The organism is Alphaproteobacteria bacterium (assembly GCA_016699305.1).
Classification (GTDB): domain Bacteria; phylum Pseudomonadota; class Alphaproteobacteria.
This window is the reverse complement of record CP064970.1, coordinates 1,083,090-1,097,761: the sequence shown is the minus strand read 5'-3', so window position 1 is coordinate 1,097,761 and position 14,672 is coordinate 1,083,090. Positions and strand designations below refer to the sequence as shown.

At 58.4% G+C, this 14,672-nt stretch carries 12 protein-coding genes; 8 read left to right on the top strand and 4 right to left on the bottom strand.

Annotated features, from left to right (window positions below; translation table 11 throughout):
* Positions 1-33 precede the first annotated feature (33 nt).
* From IPI58_05125 to IPI58_05095, 7 genes are all read left to right on the top strand, one after another.
* Positions 34-4,311 (top strand): hypothetical protein, encoded by a 4,278-nt coding sequence (locus tag IPI58_05125; protein ID QQR68245.1) that lies wholly within the window; start codon positions 34-36, stop codon positions 4,309-4,311.
* 171 nt (positions 4,312-4,482) lie between these two features.
* A complete protein-coding gene (locus IPI58_05120; protein QQR68244.1) occupies positions 4,483-5,325 on the top strand; it encodes an ABC transporter permease in 843 nt (280 codons plus the stop codon).
* 25 nt (positions 5,326-5,350) lie between these two features.
* Positions 5,351-6,157 (top strand): ATP-binding cassette domain-containing protein, encoded by an 807-nt coding sequence (locus IPI58_05115; GenBank protein QQR68243.1) that lies wholly within the window; start codon positions 5,351-5,353, stop codon positions 6,155-6,157.
* Positions 6,158-6,165: 8 nt separating this feature from the next.
* Positions 6,166-6,390: a DUF1653 domain-containing protein gene (locus IPI58_05110; GenBank protein ID QQR68242.1), complete on the top strand. Its 225-nt coding sequence runs from the start codon at positions 6,166-6,168 to the stop codon at positions 6,388-6,390.
* A gap of 42 nt (positions 6,391-6,432) precedes the next feature.
* Entirely contained in the window at positions 6,433-7,449 is a 1,017-nt protein-coding gene (gene trpS, locus IPI58_05105; GenBank protein ID QQR68241.1) for a tryptophan--tRNA ligase, read from the top strand.
* A gap of 174 nt (positions 7,450-7,623) precedes the next feature.
* The gene (locus tag IPI58_05100; protein QQR68240.1) at positions 7,624-8,874 is read left to right on the top strand and encodes a hypothetical protein; all 1,251 of its coding nucleotides are present in this window, start codon (positions 7,624-7,626) and stop codon (positions 8,872-8,874) included.
* A 401-nt stretch (positions 8,875-9,275) separates the two neighbouring features.
* Complete coding sequence (locus IPI58_05095; GenBank protein QQR68239.1) at positions 9,276-9,452, top strand: hypothetical protein; 177 nt, start codon at positions 9,276-9,278, stop codon at positions 9,450-9,452.
* 14 nt (positions 9,453-9,466) lie between these two features.
* Here IPI58_05095 and IPI58_05090 read toward each other — a convergent pair whose 3' ends face one another.
* A complete protein-coding gene (locus IPI58_05090) occupies positions 9,467-10,276 on the bottom strand; it encodes a hypothetical protein (GenBank protein QQR68238.1) in 810 nt (269 codons plus the stop codon).
* A 575-nt stretch (positions 10,277-10,851) separates the two neighbouring features.
* Here IPI58_05090 and IPI58_05085 point away from each other — a divergent pair.
* Positions 10,852-11,919 (top strand): hypothetical protein, encoded by a 1,068-nt coding sequence (locus tag IPI58_05085; protein QQR68237.1) that lies wholly within the window; start codon positions 10,852-10,854, stop codon positions 11,917-11,919.
* A 64-nt stretch (positions 11,920-11,983) separates the two neighbouring features.
* Here the strand turns inward: IPI58_05085 and IPI58_05080 are convergent, their stop codons facing one another.
* From IPI58_05080 to IPI58_05070, 3 genes are all read right to left on the bottom strand, one after another.
* Positions 11,984-12,493 carry a peroxiredoxin gene (locus tag IPI58_05080; GenBank protein QQR68236.1) on the bottom strand — a complete coding sequence of 170 codons (510 nt, stop codon included), beginning with the start codon at positions 12,491-12,493 and terminating at the stop codon, positions 11,984-11,986.
* 984 nt (positions 12,494-13,477) lie between these two features.
* On the bottom strand, positions 13,478-13,741 hold the full coding sequence (locus IPI58_05075; GenBank protein QQR68235.1) for a hypothetical protein: 264 nt from the start codon (positions 13,739-13,741) through the stop codon (positions 13,478-13,480).
* Between the two features lie 90 nt (positions 13,742-13,831).
* A complete protein-coding gene (locus tag IPI58_05070; protein QQR68234.1) occupies positions 13,832-14,491 on the bottom strand; it encodes a hypothetical protein in 660 nt (219 codons plus the stop codon).
* Positions 14,492-14,672: the final 181 nt, after the last annotated feature.

Here is a 14,672-nt window from a genome sequence, read left to right as displayed (position 1 = left end):
TTAACCGGCGCATGTGGCGCAAATTATATCGATTTGGAGGACCAGAATAAACTCGGTAATTTTACTGGCAAAAATAACGAAAATGGCAAAGGCAGTACGCCCAAGAAATCCTCATGGCTGAACCTTCCTTTGGGGATGGTCCCGGCGGCTCGTTTGGCGATGGCGGCTTTTGGGATTTCTTCGGCGCATGCCGCTCAGGTCTCGGAAGAGGTCTATCGGACATCGTCAGGCGGAGCCAACAGAACTGCCTCAACGCGCCAAGCGGGACAACCGGCTTACGGCGACGTAGATGCGGGAACGCATGCTTTCGAGGTGATCGAGACGACAGCTTCGCCCGAGCGGACGACAACCGAACAAGGCGGCGTCAGCAAGAAGTCATCCTCCGGTTCGTCAAAGACGCAAGCAAAAGATGCTGCGCGTTCTCATCGCCAAACCGGGCATGCGGTGCAATCGGCTCCGGCGACGACGCGGACAGGATCGGGTGAATACACTCAGTCTCAAGGCGCACCGACTCGTGTTCAGGGCGGTCAGGCTGGGACTTCGGGTTATGCCCAAGCTGGTAGCGCGGCGGGTCAGTCTGCCACGCAAGGCGGCCAGGGCAGTGTGAGCGGTCAGCCGGGCGGGACTTATGCCCAAGGCAACAGCCAGTCGGCTTCATCCGTGCAAGGCGGCGTGAGCGGTCAGCAGGGCGGAACTTATGCTCAGGGCGCGCCAACTCGTGTTCAAGGCGGCCAGGCTGGAACATCGGGCTATGCCCAAGCCGGTGGTTCGTCTGCCGGTCAGTCCGCCACGCAAGGCGGCCAAGGTGGCGTAAGCGGTCAGCAGGGCGGAACTTACGCCCAAGGCGCACCGACTCGTGTGCAAGGTGGCCAGGCTGGAACATCGGGTTATGCCCAAGCTGGTAGCACGGCGGGTCAGTCTGCCACGCAAGGCGGCCAGGGCAGTGTGAGCGGTCAGCCGGGCGGGACTTATGCCCAAGGCAACAGCCAGTCGGCTTCATCCGTGCAAGGCGGCGTGAGCGGTCAGCAGGGCGGAACTTATGCTCAGGGCGCGCCAACTCGTGTTCAAGGCGGCCAGGCTGGAACATCGGGCTATGCCCAAGCCGGTGGTTCGTCTGCCGGTCAGTCCGCCACGCAAGGCGGCCAAGGTGGCGTAAGCGGTCAGCAGGGCGGAACTTATGCCCAAGGCGCACCGACTCGCGTTCAAGGTGGTCAGGCTGGAACATCGGGTTATGCCCAAGCTGGTAGCACGGCGGGTCAGTCCGCCACGCAAGGCGGCCAAGGCGGCGTAAGCGGTCAGCAGGGCGGAACTTATGCTCAAGGTGCACCGACTCGTGTTCAAGGCGGCCAGGCTGGGACTTCGGGTTATGCCCAAGGCGGCAGCCAATCGGCTTCGTCCGTGCAAGGCGGCCAAGGCGGCGTAAGCGGTCAGCAGGGCGGAACTTACGCCCAAGGCGCACCGACTCGTGTTCAGGGTGGTCAGGCTGGAGATTCGGGTTATGCCCAAGCGGGCGGGTCATCGGCGGGTCAATCCGCCACGCAAGGCGGCCAGGGCGGTGTGAGCGGTCAGCAGGGCGGAACTTATGCCCAAGGTGCACCGACTCGTGTGCAAGGTGGTCAGGCTGGAACATCGGGTTATGCTCAAGCTGGTAGCCAATCGGCTTCGTCCGTGCAAGGCGGCCAAGGCGGCGTAAGCGGTCAGCAGGGCGGAACTTACGCCCAAGGCGCACCGACTCGTGTGCAAGGTGGCCAGGCTGGAACATCGGGTTATGCCCAAGCTGGTAGCACGGCGGGTCAGTCCGCCACGCAAGGCGGCCAAGGCGGTGTGAGCGGTCAGCAGGGCGGAACTTACGCCCAAGGCGCACCGACTCGCGTTCAAGGTGGTCAGGCTGGGACTTCGGGTTATGCTCAAGCTGGTAGCACGGCGGGTCAGTCCGCCACGCAAGGCGGCCAAGGCGGTGTGAGCGGTCAGCAGCAGGGCGGAACTTATGCTCAGGGTGCGCCGGCTCGTGTTCAAGGCGGCCAGGCTGGGACTTCGGGTTATGCCCAAGGCGGCAGCCAATCGGCTTCATCCGTGCAAGGCGGCGTAAGCGGTCAGCAAGGCGGGACTTATGCTCAAGGCGCACCGACTCGTGTTCAGGGTGGTCAGGCTGGAGATTCGGGTTATGCCCAAGGCGGCAGCCAATCGGCTTCGTCAGCGCAAGGCGGCCAAGGCGGCGTGAGTGGTCAGCAGGGCGGAACTTATGCCCAAGGTGCACCGACTCGTGTGCAGGGCGGCCAGGCTGGTCAGGCCGGTGTGACGGATCGTACAGGCTCGGGTGAATATATTGTGGCCCAGGGTTCGGCGATGCGTGCTCAAGGTGGCGTTGGCGGTCAGGGGGCACCAACGGCTGGACAAAAGACGGCGTTGTTGGCTCAAGAACAGGGCGGTCAGGCCGGTTCTGCCGGCACTTCGTCGGGTTACGCTCAACAAGATGCAGGTTCAAGCACTCAGGTGGGCCAAGGCGGTGTGAGCGGTCAGCCGGGCGGGACTTATGCTCAAGGCGCACCGACTCGTGTTCAGGGTGGTCAGGCTGGAACATCGGGTTATGCCCAAGCGGGTGGTTCATCGGCTGGTCAGTCCGCTACGCAAGGTGGCCAGGGCGGCTTGAGTGGTCAGCAGCCGGGCGGGACTTATGCCCAAGGCGCACCGACTCGTGTGCAAGGTGGTCAGGCTGGAACATCGGGTTATGCCCAAGCGGGCGGTTCACCGGCAGGTCAGTCCGCTACGCAAGGTGGCCAGGGCGGCTTGAGTGGTCAGCAGCCGGGCGGGACTTATGCTCAAGGTGCACCGACTCGTGTGCAAGGCGGTCAGGCCGGTCAGGCTGTTGGGGCAGGGGGTAAGGGTGCCTTACTGGCTCAAGAACAAGGCGGTCAGGCTGGTAATGCCGGAAAGAACGGTAAGCCAAAGGCTCCGCTATTGACCGATGAACAAGGTGGTCAAGAAGGTGACGGTAGCGGCAGCTCGGAGCAAGATGCGGCGCTGTTGGCCGAGGAACAGGGCGGCCAGTCGAGGCAAGGCGGTGATGGTCGCACTGGATATGGCGAATATGGCGTGCCGGGTGCGGCCTCGGGCGGTATGCAGGGCGGTCAGCCTGGAGCCGGTTCATCAAATAAGGGGGGCAAGAATCCTCTATTGGCCGAAGAACAGAACAGCGGTTCCGGCGCGGGTGGGGCCTCTTCGGGTGGTAACGGTGGTTCCATGACATCCACCATTGGGGGTGCCCCGGGTAAAAAGCCTGGCGGTAAGACCGTCGTCGATCCCTTGTTGGCCGAGGCAGAGGGCGGCGAAGTGGGGGGCACAGGCGGCGGCAGCGGTTCGGGCAGCTCGAGTGGTGGTGGTGGCGATATCGGGGGTGGTATCGGTGGCGGCAGCTCGGGTGGTAGCGGCGTTTCTTCCTCGGGTGGCGACGGAGGTTCTTCCGGCGGCGGTTCGGGTGGAGGAAGCGGCGGCTCGGGTAGCTCGGGCGGATCCGTGATCATTTCTTCAAGCTCGGGTGGGACTTCGTCTTCGGGCGGCAGTTCCTCGGGGGGTAGCAGCAGCTCCGGTGGGACTTCGTCTTCGGGCGGTAGTTCCTCGGGGGGTAGCAGCAGCTCGGGTGGGACTTCGTCTTCGGGCGGTAGTTCCTCGGGAGGTAGCAGCAGCTCGGGCGGGACTTCGTCTTCGGGCGGTAGTTCCTCGGGGGGTAGCAGCAGCTCGGGTGGGACTTCGTCTTCGGGCGGCAGTTCCTCGGGAGGTAGCAGCAGCTCGGGCGGGACTTCGTCTTCGGGCGGTAGTTCCTCGGGGGGTAGCAGCAGCTCGGGCGGGACTTCGTCTTCGGGCGGCAGTTCCTCAGGGGGTAGCAGCTCAGGCGGTTCATCCACCGGAGGTTGGGGTGTGGATACCGGAACAGCTGTGGTTTCTGTGACGGTTGGTCATACTTATACACCACCGCCGCCACCACCACCGCCGCCGCCGCCGCCAGAGCCACCGCCAGAGCCACCACCGCCGCCGCCGTGCTGTGAACCGCCGCCGCCGCCGCCACCGCCGCCGCCACCGCCGCCGCCACCGCCGTGCTGTGAGCAGCCCAAACCGACGCCAGAACCGCCGCCGCCGCCGCCACCGCCACCGCCGCCGCCGCCACCGCCGCCGCCGCCGCCGCCGCCGCCACCGCCGCCGCCGCCACCGCCGCCGCCGCCGCCGCCACCGCCGCCACCGCCTTGGGATGGTGGGGGAGATGGAGGAGGAGATGGTGGGGGAGATGGTGGGGGAGGCTCGGGAGGAGGAGATTAATCCCTTCCTCCAGGGCAGAATGGGGCGCGATCTGAAGGGTCGCGCCCTTTTCTTTTTGTCAGCGGCCCTTTGACACAGAGGCGGCTGGCCGCTAGCGTTCATCGGTCAGGTTGTCGCGCCCGTCATGGGCCGACATCGAATCATTCACGATTTCTTACCCAGGCGTTCGTCATGGCTGCAAACTCTCATCTTCCTGTGAAAGCATCGGCGGTCGAGTCGGAGTCGGGTCCGACCCTGGTCGAACGGTTTTTGGGCACGATAGGCCGCACGTTCTTGGACTTCCTCCAGGCGACGGGGCGCTTTGGTCTGTTCACGGGCCGCTCTTTGTCGGCGATCGTGCAGCCGCCGATCTATGTCAGGCAGTTGTTGCGGCAGATGGTGGAGATTGGCTATTACTCCCTCCCGGTCGTGGGGCTGACGGCGTTGTTCACCGGCATGGTGTTGGCGCTGCAAAGCCACACCGGATTCGCGCGCTTCCAGGCCGAAGGCGCGGTGGCAACGGTCGTGGTGCTGTCGATGACGCGCGAATTGGGGCCTGTCTTGGGCGGCTTGATGGTGGCGGGACGCATCGGCGCCTCGATGGCGGCCGAGATCGGCACCATGCGCGTGACCGAGCAGATCGATGCCTTGATGACCCTTTCGGCCAATCCCCATAAATATCTTATCGTGCCGCGCCTATTGGCCGGCGTGCTGATGCTGCCCTTGCTGGTGCTGGTGGCCGATATCGTCGGCGTGTTCGGCGGGTTTTTGATCAGCGTCTATCAGCTGGACTTCAACGCCGCGACCTATCTGCAAAGGACCATCGATTACCTCAAGACCGAGGATGTCGTGCTGGGCTTGGTCAAGGGGGCCGTCTTTGGCTTTATCATCACCTTGATGGGGTGTTATTGCGGCTTCGCCTCGAAGGGCGGCGCGCAAGGCGTTGGCCGCGCGACGACCAATGCCGTGGTTTCGGCTTCCATCTTGATCTTGCTGTTCAACTACGTCTTGACCGGGCTGTTCTTCTCCCGCTGACGCCTGACACTAGGAAACACGTCTCATGAACGCTTCTTCCTCTCCCGCTTCCACCGCCCAGCCGCGCTTGGTGCTGTCGGGCCTTAGCAAGTCCTTTGGTCCCAAGCAGGTGCTGCGCGGCATGGACCTGTCGATCAAGGCGGGCGAGTCCTTGGTGGTCATCGGTGGCTCGGGCACGGGAAAATCGGTGATGCTGAAATGCATCTTGGGCCTGTTGGAGCCGGATGACGGTTCGATCAAGCTGGATGGCGAGGAGACGGTGGGGCTGCGCGGCCGCGCGCGCGAGGCGCATGTGGACCGCTTTGGCATGTTGTTTCAGGGGGCGGCGTTGTTCGACTCGCTGCCTGTATGGCGCAATGTGGCGTTTCGCTTGCTGCAAGGCAGCGGCAAACGTCTATCCGCGCGTCAGGCCAAAGATCTGGCCGTGTCCAAGCTGGCCGCCGTGGGCCTGACCCCGGACGTGGCCGATATGTATCCGGCGGAATTGTCGGGCGGCATGCAAAAGCGTGTGGCCCTGGCGCGCGCCATCGCCGCCGAGCCGCAGATTCTGTTTTTCGACGAGCCGACCACGGGCCTAGACCCCATCATGGCCGATGTCATCAACAACTTGATCTTACAATGCGTGAAGCAATTGGGCGCGACGGCTTTGTCCATCACCCATGACATGACCAGCGCGCGCAAGATCGCCGACCGCATCGCCATGCTGCATGAAGGGCGCATCATCTGGCAGGGGCCGAAGGAAGAGATCGATTTTTCGGGCAACCCCTATGTCCACCAGTTCATCTATGGTCGCGCCGAAGGCCCCATCAAGATGCCGGTCAAGTCGGAGTAGGTTACTACATGTTGGCCGCCGCGCAGGAAGATCCCACGCCCACGCATCGCCACTATAAAGGCGGCTTATATCGTGTGTTGGGGGAGGCCATTCATTCTGAAACTTTGCAAGACATGGTGGTGTACCAGAATTGTAAGGACGGTCGCGTATGGGTGCGGCCCAAGGATATGTTTAACGAGCAGTTGCCCGATGGCACTTGGCGCTTTGCGCCTATTCTCTCAGATGCCTCATAAAGCTCTTTACGGCACATAACCCAAACATAAGGGATTCGGCACATGACCACGCAAAAACGCATCGTTTCCGGTATTCGCGCCACGGGGTCGGGATTGCATTTGGGGAATTATCTGGGGGCCTTAAAGCCCTGGGTTCGTATGCAAAGCCAAGCGCAAAATTTCCTGTTCATCGCGGATCTACATGGCCTGACCACGCCCGAACATGCGGGAAACTTGGCGACCAATACGCGCGAAATCGCGGCGGCCTATATCGCGGCGGGGATCGACCCCGCGCACTGCGTGTTGTTCGCGCAAAGCAGCGTCAAGCAGCATACCGAGCTGGGCTGGATATTTTCCTGCATCACGCCCATGGGATGGCTGAACCGCATGACGCAGTTCAAGGACAAAGCGGGCAAACACAAAGAGCAAGCGGGGCTGGGCCTATACGCCTATCCGGTGCTGATGGCCGCCGATATCTTGATGTACAAGGCCACCCATGTGCCCACGGGCGACGATCAAAAGCAGCATGTGGAATTGGCGCGTGATATCGCGGGCGCGTTCAATCGCGCCTTCGGGACCGAGATTTTCCCCTTGCCCGAGCCGGTGATCCAGGGCCAGGCCGCGCGAGTGATGTCGCTGCGCGACGGCACCAAGAAAATGAGCAAATCGGACGAGTCCGATTATTCGCGCATCAACCTGACCGATGACGCCGATGCCATCGCCTTGAAGATCCGCAAGGCCAAGACCGATCCGCACCCGCTGCCCGCCACGCTGGCGGAGTTGGAATCGCGCCCCGAAGCCGACAATCTGATATCGATCTACGCCGCCCTTGCCGATACATCGCGCGAGGCGGTGTTGGCCGAGTATGCGGGCGCGTCTTTTTCCACCTTCAAGGAGAAACTGGCGGATCTGACCGTGGCGCAAATGGCCCCGATCACCGCCGATATGCGCCGCTTGATGTCCGATGCCGCGCATCTAGACGCCATCCTATCCCGCAGCGCCGAGCTGGCCGCCACCGAAGCCGAGGCCACGATGCGCCAAGTCCGCGCTGGCGTGGGATTGTGGTCAGCGGGGGACTGATCAAGAAAGAATGGGCTGGCCTCGCGTTCGGGATGTAGGGCCGAGTTGGGCCGTAGCTGGAGGATGGTTCTTCTGGCCTGACCCATCGCTATAGAGGGAAGACTGTTTACCTTATCAGACGGCTGAGCTAATACGATACGTATCGCCGGTGTTTCTTGTCTTGGAGAGAACGCGATGACACAAGATGATCGCCACCAACACACTTTTGAGCAAGCCACAGAATGGCTGATAAGGGTTTTTGGTCCCGCCATCATGTTTGAATCTCAGCTGTCCAGAATGCGGGCCAGCGCAGGCAAGGATGTCGATCCATGCGCATGGAAAATGGATTCTTACGGGGATCTTGACTTGGACATAGATCTGCCTCCCATGATAGTGGAGCATTTCGTTGAACATTTACGGCATCATCTGGGCGAGGCGATGATCGAGAAAATCGTTCCCATTCATTGGAAAAAAGATGGCCGAGCAAATCTTCGCGCCCTGCGTCGCTCCGACTGGCCGATGCCCAAGGACGTCATCGAAAGCAACTTATCAATCCGTGCGGCGGCCCTTAAGGATGTCGCCGAAAGGTCGCCCAAGCGCGCGGAATGGATCGATGGGATCGTGCACGACTTGCTGGCTCATGAAGCCGCTTGGATGACGCGGAAAAGAAGTGTTGAAGGAAAATGTAACAGGTTATTCCTAGGGCGCGAGGATCCGTCCGAACGCGTCTTGCCTAGCGGATTTCGCTATGGAGTCGCGTTAGGCAAATGGCCGGACCTAGAATTAGTCTTGCCGCTGGGCAGCTATCTGCCTCCCTTCCCTGATCATGGGCCCGGCAGCGATGTTCCTTGGTCGCAGCGCAATCACGATCTCGGCCTTGGTGGTTTTATGGCCTATGACGATTATAACTCGGGCGGCATGGGGCCGACGATGGAATCCCGGCTTAGGGTCCCGGGCATCTGCGATGCGGATATCGCCAACCGTTTGGAAGAATTCTTGGAGGTGCCCGAGAAATGCGCCGCCGTACGGCAGTATATCCACGAGGTTATCGCGGCGACGTGCACGATGAACTGGTTCCAGCTGAACCTGCATCCCGATTTCTATCACGAGCAGAGATTAATATTCGACCAGATACCGCAGGATTTGCCAGTAAAAGAACAGTTAGCCAGGCGCAAAGAACAAACGCGTAAATTGTGGGACAAGGAAGAATACGTTAAATGGCGGGAGATATTCCCCCGATTGGCCGGGGCTAATCCTACCATGGGTCAGTTGGTGCTCGCGGTCCACGCCAAGCCACCGCTTGGGCAAGAAGATGTCTATGCAAGGCTGGGGCTGTGGTTTAAAGGGGCTTTCCCCCTGCTTGAAAAGCATCTTAACGCGAATCCGAAAGCGGTCAGACCAAATCAAAGCCACGAGCAAAGAGCATCAGATACCCCTAGAATTTAGCAGGAAACCCACGAAAGCGGCCTGCCGCTTTATGCCTCTATTTCGGCGCTGTTTGTGGAAATCTATGAAAAGGCTCCATCCGCCGTTGTTGGGTAAGAGTCTGTGATTCAGCGTCAGCGTAAACGACGGGTGATGGATGCCCGCCTGCGCGGGCATGACTAAAATGAGAGGGTGATGCTTCAATGAGCGCGGCATGGTTTGTTGTGCGCCTTTCTCTCCTCGTGAGTCACTCCCGCGAAGGCGGGAGTCCATCTCCTGACCTGGCCGATGGTGCGGGATTTCAGAAAAGAGTCTGCGATTCAGCCTCTTTCAGGCCATCCACAGCCCGTTAAAACGCAAAAGTCAAAAGACGGTCTCCAGGAGGAAGGCTGAACCACCTCTACCTCGAACATGCGGGAAACTTGGCGACCAATACGCGCGAAATCGCGGCGGCCTATATCGCGGCGGGGATCGACCCCGCGCACTGCGTGTTGTTCGCGCAAAGCAGCGTCAAGCAGCATACCGAGCTGGCCGCCACCGAAGCCGAGGCCACGATGCGCCAAGTCCGCGCTGGCGTGGGGCTGTGGTCAGCCGGATAGGGCGTAAAGCAAGCCTATCGTCCCAGGAAATCGTCCAGTGCCTTGCGGGCATTGATGGGGTTCAGGTGCAACGCGCCATGTCCGTATTCCGGGTCTTCGATGGCTAGGCCGATCGTCCCGCCCAGACCTTTGATCCATGTGCCGGTGCGGCGCATGGCGGGGCAGCCATCGCGTTCGGGGTTGGAATCGCGCTCGCCGCAGACGGTGATCCAGCGGGTTCCGGCAAAGGGACGTGCGCCATAGGCTCCCCGGACGATTTCTTGCGTGGGGGGATAGCCCTCATTGGCGCTGCCTGAATGGGCGATGATGGTCGAGAAATATTGGTGCCCTTTCGTCCGATCCAATGCCGCCACGGCATAGATATTGGCCGAACCCCGGCTGAAACCGTGCAACAGGGCCGATCCTGGGGCGACTCCCAGCCGCGCCAGGATCAAGTCGATCTCGCGGTATATTTGGGACGGGGTGTAATAATCTTCGGTCCGGTCGCCGCGTCCCAGCCACCATTGCACATTCACCACGCCGACATTCCGGCCCTGAAGATGCGGATACCAGATGGATAAATCCTTGGTCGCGAAGCCTCCCGTGCCGGGCAGCGAGACGATCCACTTTTTGGGTGCTTCGCGCTGAGGCTGCCAGACCACGATAAAACTTTGTCCGTCGCGCGTCGGATAGAAGTTGGGATGCAGTCTTTCCGCCTGGGCGAAATCGGGTTGTTTCCTGGCTTGCCCCAACAGCCAGGCACTGCCCGGCGGCCAAGATTCAGCGGCGGATGCCGCGCCTGCGCCCCAAATCAGCGCCAATCCCAACGCCACAGCCTTCCACATTTCCGCCTCCTTCCCCGCAAGAACGGACAGGTCACGCAGTCTCCGTGATGTTAGTCAAGAAAGGCTAAGGAATGATGATGATCGTTGCCGTGTTTTTATGATGAATGAACAAATAAATATATGATTATATTTGTAAAATTACAGATCATCATAACTCCTGGGACTGAAAGAAAGGGATAAAATCGAAAGTATTTGACGCTTGATAGGTGTTGGAAGCGCGAGTAATATCCACATCAAGAACGCTCGGAAAGCGTTTTGATACTTATTCAGAAATAGATCGAGTTTAGCTATTAAGGAGACAGAGAATGGCACGGACTGATATTGCAGCGCTGATGCGCTTGGCCGCGACAGATGCGGATGCGGCCCACAGGGAATACCAAGAGATGCTTGACCGCAGCATCGATCCCCATTCGATGCGTGATAAGGTGCACACAGCTCTTACCAAGCGGCTGACACGGAATTTTCAATTCCACCACATTCATGATTATCCGCTCTTTCAAAAGACGCAAATGACCAGAATGCGGAGTCTGATGGCGTTTGGGGCGAGTGGGTCTGCCGAACAAAGAAAAGAAACCATGAAAACAGTCATGGAATCCTTGGTTGCGGTACGGGATGCCATTCCCCAGCAAGACAAGCAGCCTGGCGGTCCGCATCATGACTTTAACCAGCAAGTGAGTGACCTGCTCACTGCCCTTCGTGAGATTAAAGCGCCAGCAAATGCGGATCCGACGAAGAAATTGTCGGCTTATGCCAGAGTCATGGCTCGCCTAGCCCAGCTGCGGCAGTCTTGGGGAGCGCATTCAAATGTTGAAGATGCGTACAAACTGATTGATGAGGCGTTGTCGTCGATGCTCTCGCCTGCAGTTCCGCATCAGAACGCCGCCGCGCCCACACCACATACGCGACCGGCGTCGCAAGCAGGTATCGGCGCATCTTCTTCTTCGCCAGGGGCTCAACCAGGAATATCGGGGCCTTTGGGGGCCAATTCTTTGAACGGCGGTTATTTGCGTAACCCGCCATATCATGGGAATCCGTCCGCGCCGGAATGGCAGGCTCATCGGGCAACGCATGAGACATGGGCCACAGTCATCGGTTCTATCATGCAAGAAACGCCGCCCGGCTATTCGACGGTTCCTTTTGATCAATCGTGTTTCTATACGTTGGATCTGGCCGATCCCAAGCCCCACAACACGGCCATTCATGTGAGGATTCAAAGCGAGTCCCCTGGCTTGTCCCAATCGAAAATGGCGGTGCTGCAACACAGTTTTGGGGCCAATGGCTATCAAAGCCTGGATTTGCTTCCTTCGCCCGAAGGTGAGCCTGAATACCCGCGCGAGATCAGAGATCATGCCCTGAAATTGATGGTGGGGTATGTGGTGGACCGTTTCGACACATGGACTGTCGGAGGTAGCCGCAGTGTTGATCTGCGTGGCAGTGATATCGAACGCGCCACCATGCGCAAGATGATGGAAGGACAGTTGGCACAGAGATATCAAGGCGACGAACTGAAGAAACGTGTGGCCTTGATCAAGGACGTCACGGATGCGCCGCCCGCGCCTCAGCCGGCCTCTCGTGCTTGGGCCGTGCGGCCAAGCAAGGAACGCGGTTTGCCGCCCATACTGACTCCGCCTGTGCCCGCCTAACGATTAGGCGTTCGGGAAAAAGACGGGGCCGTGCGGAAAGCGCGGCCCTTCTTCTTTTAGGGTCTTACTTCCCCTTATTCATCACCTCCAACACGTCTTGCACATGTCCGGGGATTTTGACTTTGCGCCAGAGGTGGTGGATGCGGCCTTTGGGATCGATTAGGAAAGTGCTGCGCTCGATCCCCATATAGGAACGGCCATACATGCTCTTGCCGACCCAGACGCCATAGGCTTGGCAGGTCGCGCCGTCTTCATCGGCGGCCAGGATGAAGGGCAGATCGTGTTTGGTTTGGAAGGATTGATGGCTTTTCAGGCTATCGCGCGACACGCCCACAACCAACGCCCCTGCGCGCTTGAGAGTGGCGAAGGAGTCGCGAAAATCGCAGGCTTCGACCGTGCAGCCGGATGTGTTGTCCTTGGGGTAGAAATACAGCACCACCCAATGATCCAGCAGGTCGCGCAGTCGCACCGTATCGGTCGCCGCGCCCAAAGCGGGCAATGTGAAATCGGGGGCTTTATCTCCCACAAAGGGCGCGGCGGCATCTTGGGCTTCGGGCTTGACGGCGGCGGGCATGGGGCGATCCTTTTTATGGCGCATGAGAAGATCATGGGCGTAAGAGATGGACTTTCCCAGCTCTTTCAGGAGAAAAATGGAATATTATCCCCGAGCGTCAAGGCGCGTGGGTGGATTTCCCTTCAGCGCTCGCCGCTCGTCATATTTCCGTGATCCCATATTTAGGCGCGGTTCACAAAGGCCTATGAAGCGGCCCGCTGTGATTGAGATGAAGGATTCTGCGATTCAGCACCAGCGTGAATGACAGGTGATGGATGCCCGCATGCGCGAGCATGACCAAGTTGAGAGGGTGATGCTTCAATGAGCGCGGCATGGTTTGTTGTGCGCCTTTCTCTCCTCGTGAGTCACTCCCGCGAAGGCGGGAGTCCATCTCCTGACCTGGCCGATGGTGCGGGATTTCAGAAAAGAGTCTGCGATTCAGCCTCTTTCAGGCCATCCACGGCCCGTTAAAACGCAAAAGTCAAAAGATGGTTCGGCAGGATAACAAGGATGTCGGCAGACGCTACGAACACAAAAACTAAACCGGAAAGAAATCGGTAAGGTTGCTTATTTCACGACGCAGGGAGTGCCGTTATCACTGCAAGGCGTAACTGTTGCCATGGGATAAACTGTGGACGAATTATTAGTGCAAGCCCCCGCACTATTTCGGAAGCTTCCATATGGCACATAACCAAGTGAAGTTACATAGCCCGCACTCGCACATTTATTTGTAGTACAAGAAGCTGATCCGGTACAGCAGTAACCAAGGTTATTGGTTGGGGTGTTGCCATCAAAATAGGTAGTTCCAGTACAGTTTGATCCCGAGAAAAACACATTGGCATATCCACCAGTCGAATAGCAGGCGCCCATAGAAAGATTATTAAGAATCCCATTACTGTCTGCATAGACAATACCTTGGCAAGATCTATCATAACTACCAACCAAGGTCCCCAATACTGTAACGCCATCCGCCTTGTAGACTTTCAGGGGCGAACTACTCGCCAACTAAATCCACCCCGTTCCATTGCAGCCCTCAAATTGGCCGCCGGTATAACGGATATATCCGGCCTTTGTGGAATCGCATGTGGCGGATGTCGTACCCAGTAGGACGGCATTGGATACCCAGACCCCGCCGGTACAGGTGAGAAAGCCATCGCTGTTAGCGTTTGCGCCCTCTTGGGTACAAGCCGCGCCAGGGGTAGCCCATGCTGCGGCAAAGCTAGGTAGACCAAGACTGACACCGACCAGCAGCGTCGCAAGAGCAATCATGGCATTCCTCATGAGCAGCCTCATTCCCTACAGCCTTACCCTGTGCGATCATCAGCATTGTAACCGCCATATCCTTGATACACCTTTTATTTAAAACCTTACAAACCATTTGAACGCCATCCCCGGAGTTGGGAAAACAGCAAATTCTAAATCTCCATTACTTCTTGGAACAACATTTGAAGATACTCTTACTCCATCAGACCTGCGTGCCACAGCACCCAGCCCAATCTTATTGTCATTATACTTGAGATCATTTCTCCATACCTCACCTTGTACACGAACGCCGTCTAGGCAGTGCACTAGATTACCTTTCCACACAACAGTCTGACAAATATGACTGTCTCCATTGTAATCGTTGTTTTTTACATCAGCCCCCTGATCGGTATAGCTTTTAAACTCTTTAAGACTTCCAAATGTCGTTTTCCCATTATCATCGTTTATATAAACAAGATGCCAGCGACCATCTTTGATACAAGCATCCTTGCTACTGAATCCAGAGTCTTTCCAGTCTTCACACGTTAGTGAGTAAGATATATTTTTGTCTGTATTTGCCATATCTTTCCATTCCTGAACATTTTCCGGGGCGGTTTTGCCAGTAAGGAGGCAAGCGATGATGTTTTGCTTGTCATCAGCCATTTTCGTTGTGCCGATTTGCGCGGCGGTGCAAGGCTGTCCGGGCATTTCAGCATGAGCGGAGAGAGGTCCTGCGAACAGGGCCAGCATAAAACCGATGATCGTCTTTTTCAGCATGGCGTCCATTCCTTATTGCGATAGGAAGCAGGGCAATTGAATATAGCCATGTCATTCACATCTTAACAATCTCTTAAAATATGAAAGCGCGGCCCCCTATAAGAGCCGCGCCCCGGTGTTACCCCGTGTGATCAACGGTATTGCCAACTTACTTTACACAAAGCGCACAACGTATCCCGCT

Coding starts and splice junctions, on each gene's coding strand:
- IPI58_05120 (QQR68244.1), top strand. CDS start 4,483: ATGGCTGCAAACTCTCATCTTCCTGTGAAAGCATCGGCGGTCGAGTCG.
- IPI58_05115 (QQR68243.1), top strand. CDS start 5,351: ATGAACGCTTCTTCCTCTCCCGCTTCCACCGCCCAGCCGCGCTTGGTG.
- IPI58_05110 (QQR68242.1), top strand. CDS start 6,166: ATGTTGGCCGCCGCGCAGGAAGATCCCACGCCCACGCATCGCCACTAT.
- trpS (QQR68241.1), top strand. CDS start 6,433: ATGACCACGCAAAAACGCATCGTTTCCGGTATTCGCGCCACGGGGTCG.
- IPI58_05100 (QQR68240.1), top strand. CDS start 7,624: ATGACACAAGATGATCGCCACCAACACACTTTTGAGCAAGCCACAGAA.
- IPI58_05090 (QQR68238.1), bottom strand. CDS start 10,276: ATGTGGAAGGCTGTGGCGTTGGGATTGGCGCTGATTTGGGGCGCAGGC.
- IPI58_05085 (QQR68237.1), top strand. CDS start 10,852: ATGAAAACAGTCATGGAATCCTTGGTTGCGGTACGGGATGCCATTCCC.
- IPI58_05080 (QQR68236.1), bottom strand. CDS start 12,493: ATGCCCGCCGCCGTCAAGCCCGAAGCCCAAGATGCCGCCGCGCCCTTT.
- IPI58_05075 (QQR68235.1), bottom strand. CDS start 13,741: ATGATTGCTCTTGCGACGCTGCTGGTCGGTGTCAGTCTTGGTCTACCT.
- IPI58_05070 (QQR68234.1), bottom strand. CDS start 14,491: ATGCTGAAAAAGACGATCATCGGTTTTATGCTGGCCCTGTTCGCAGGA.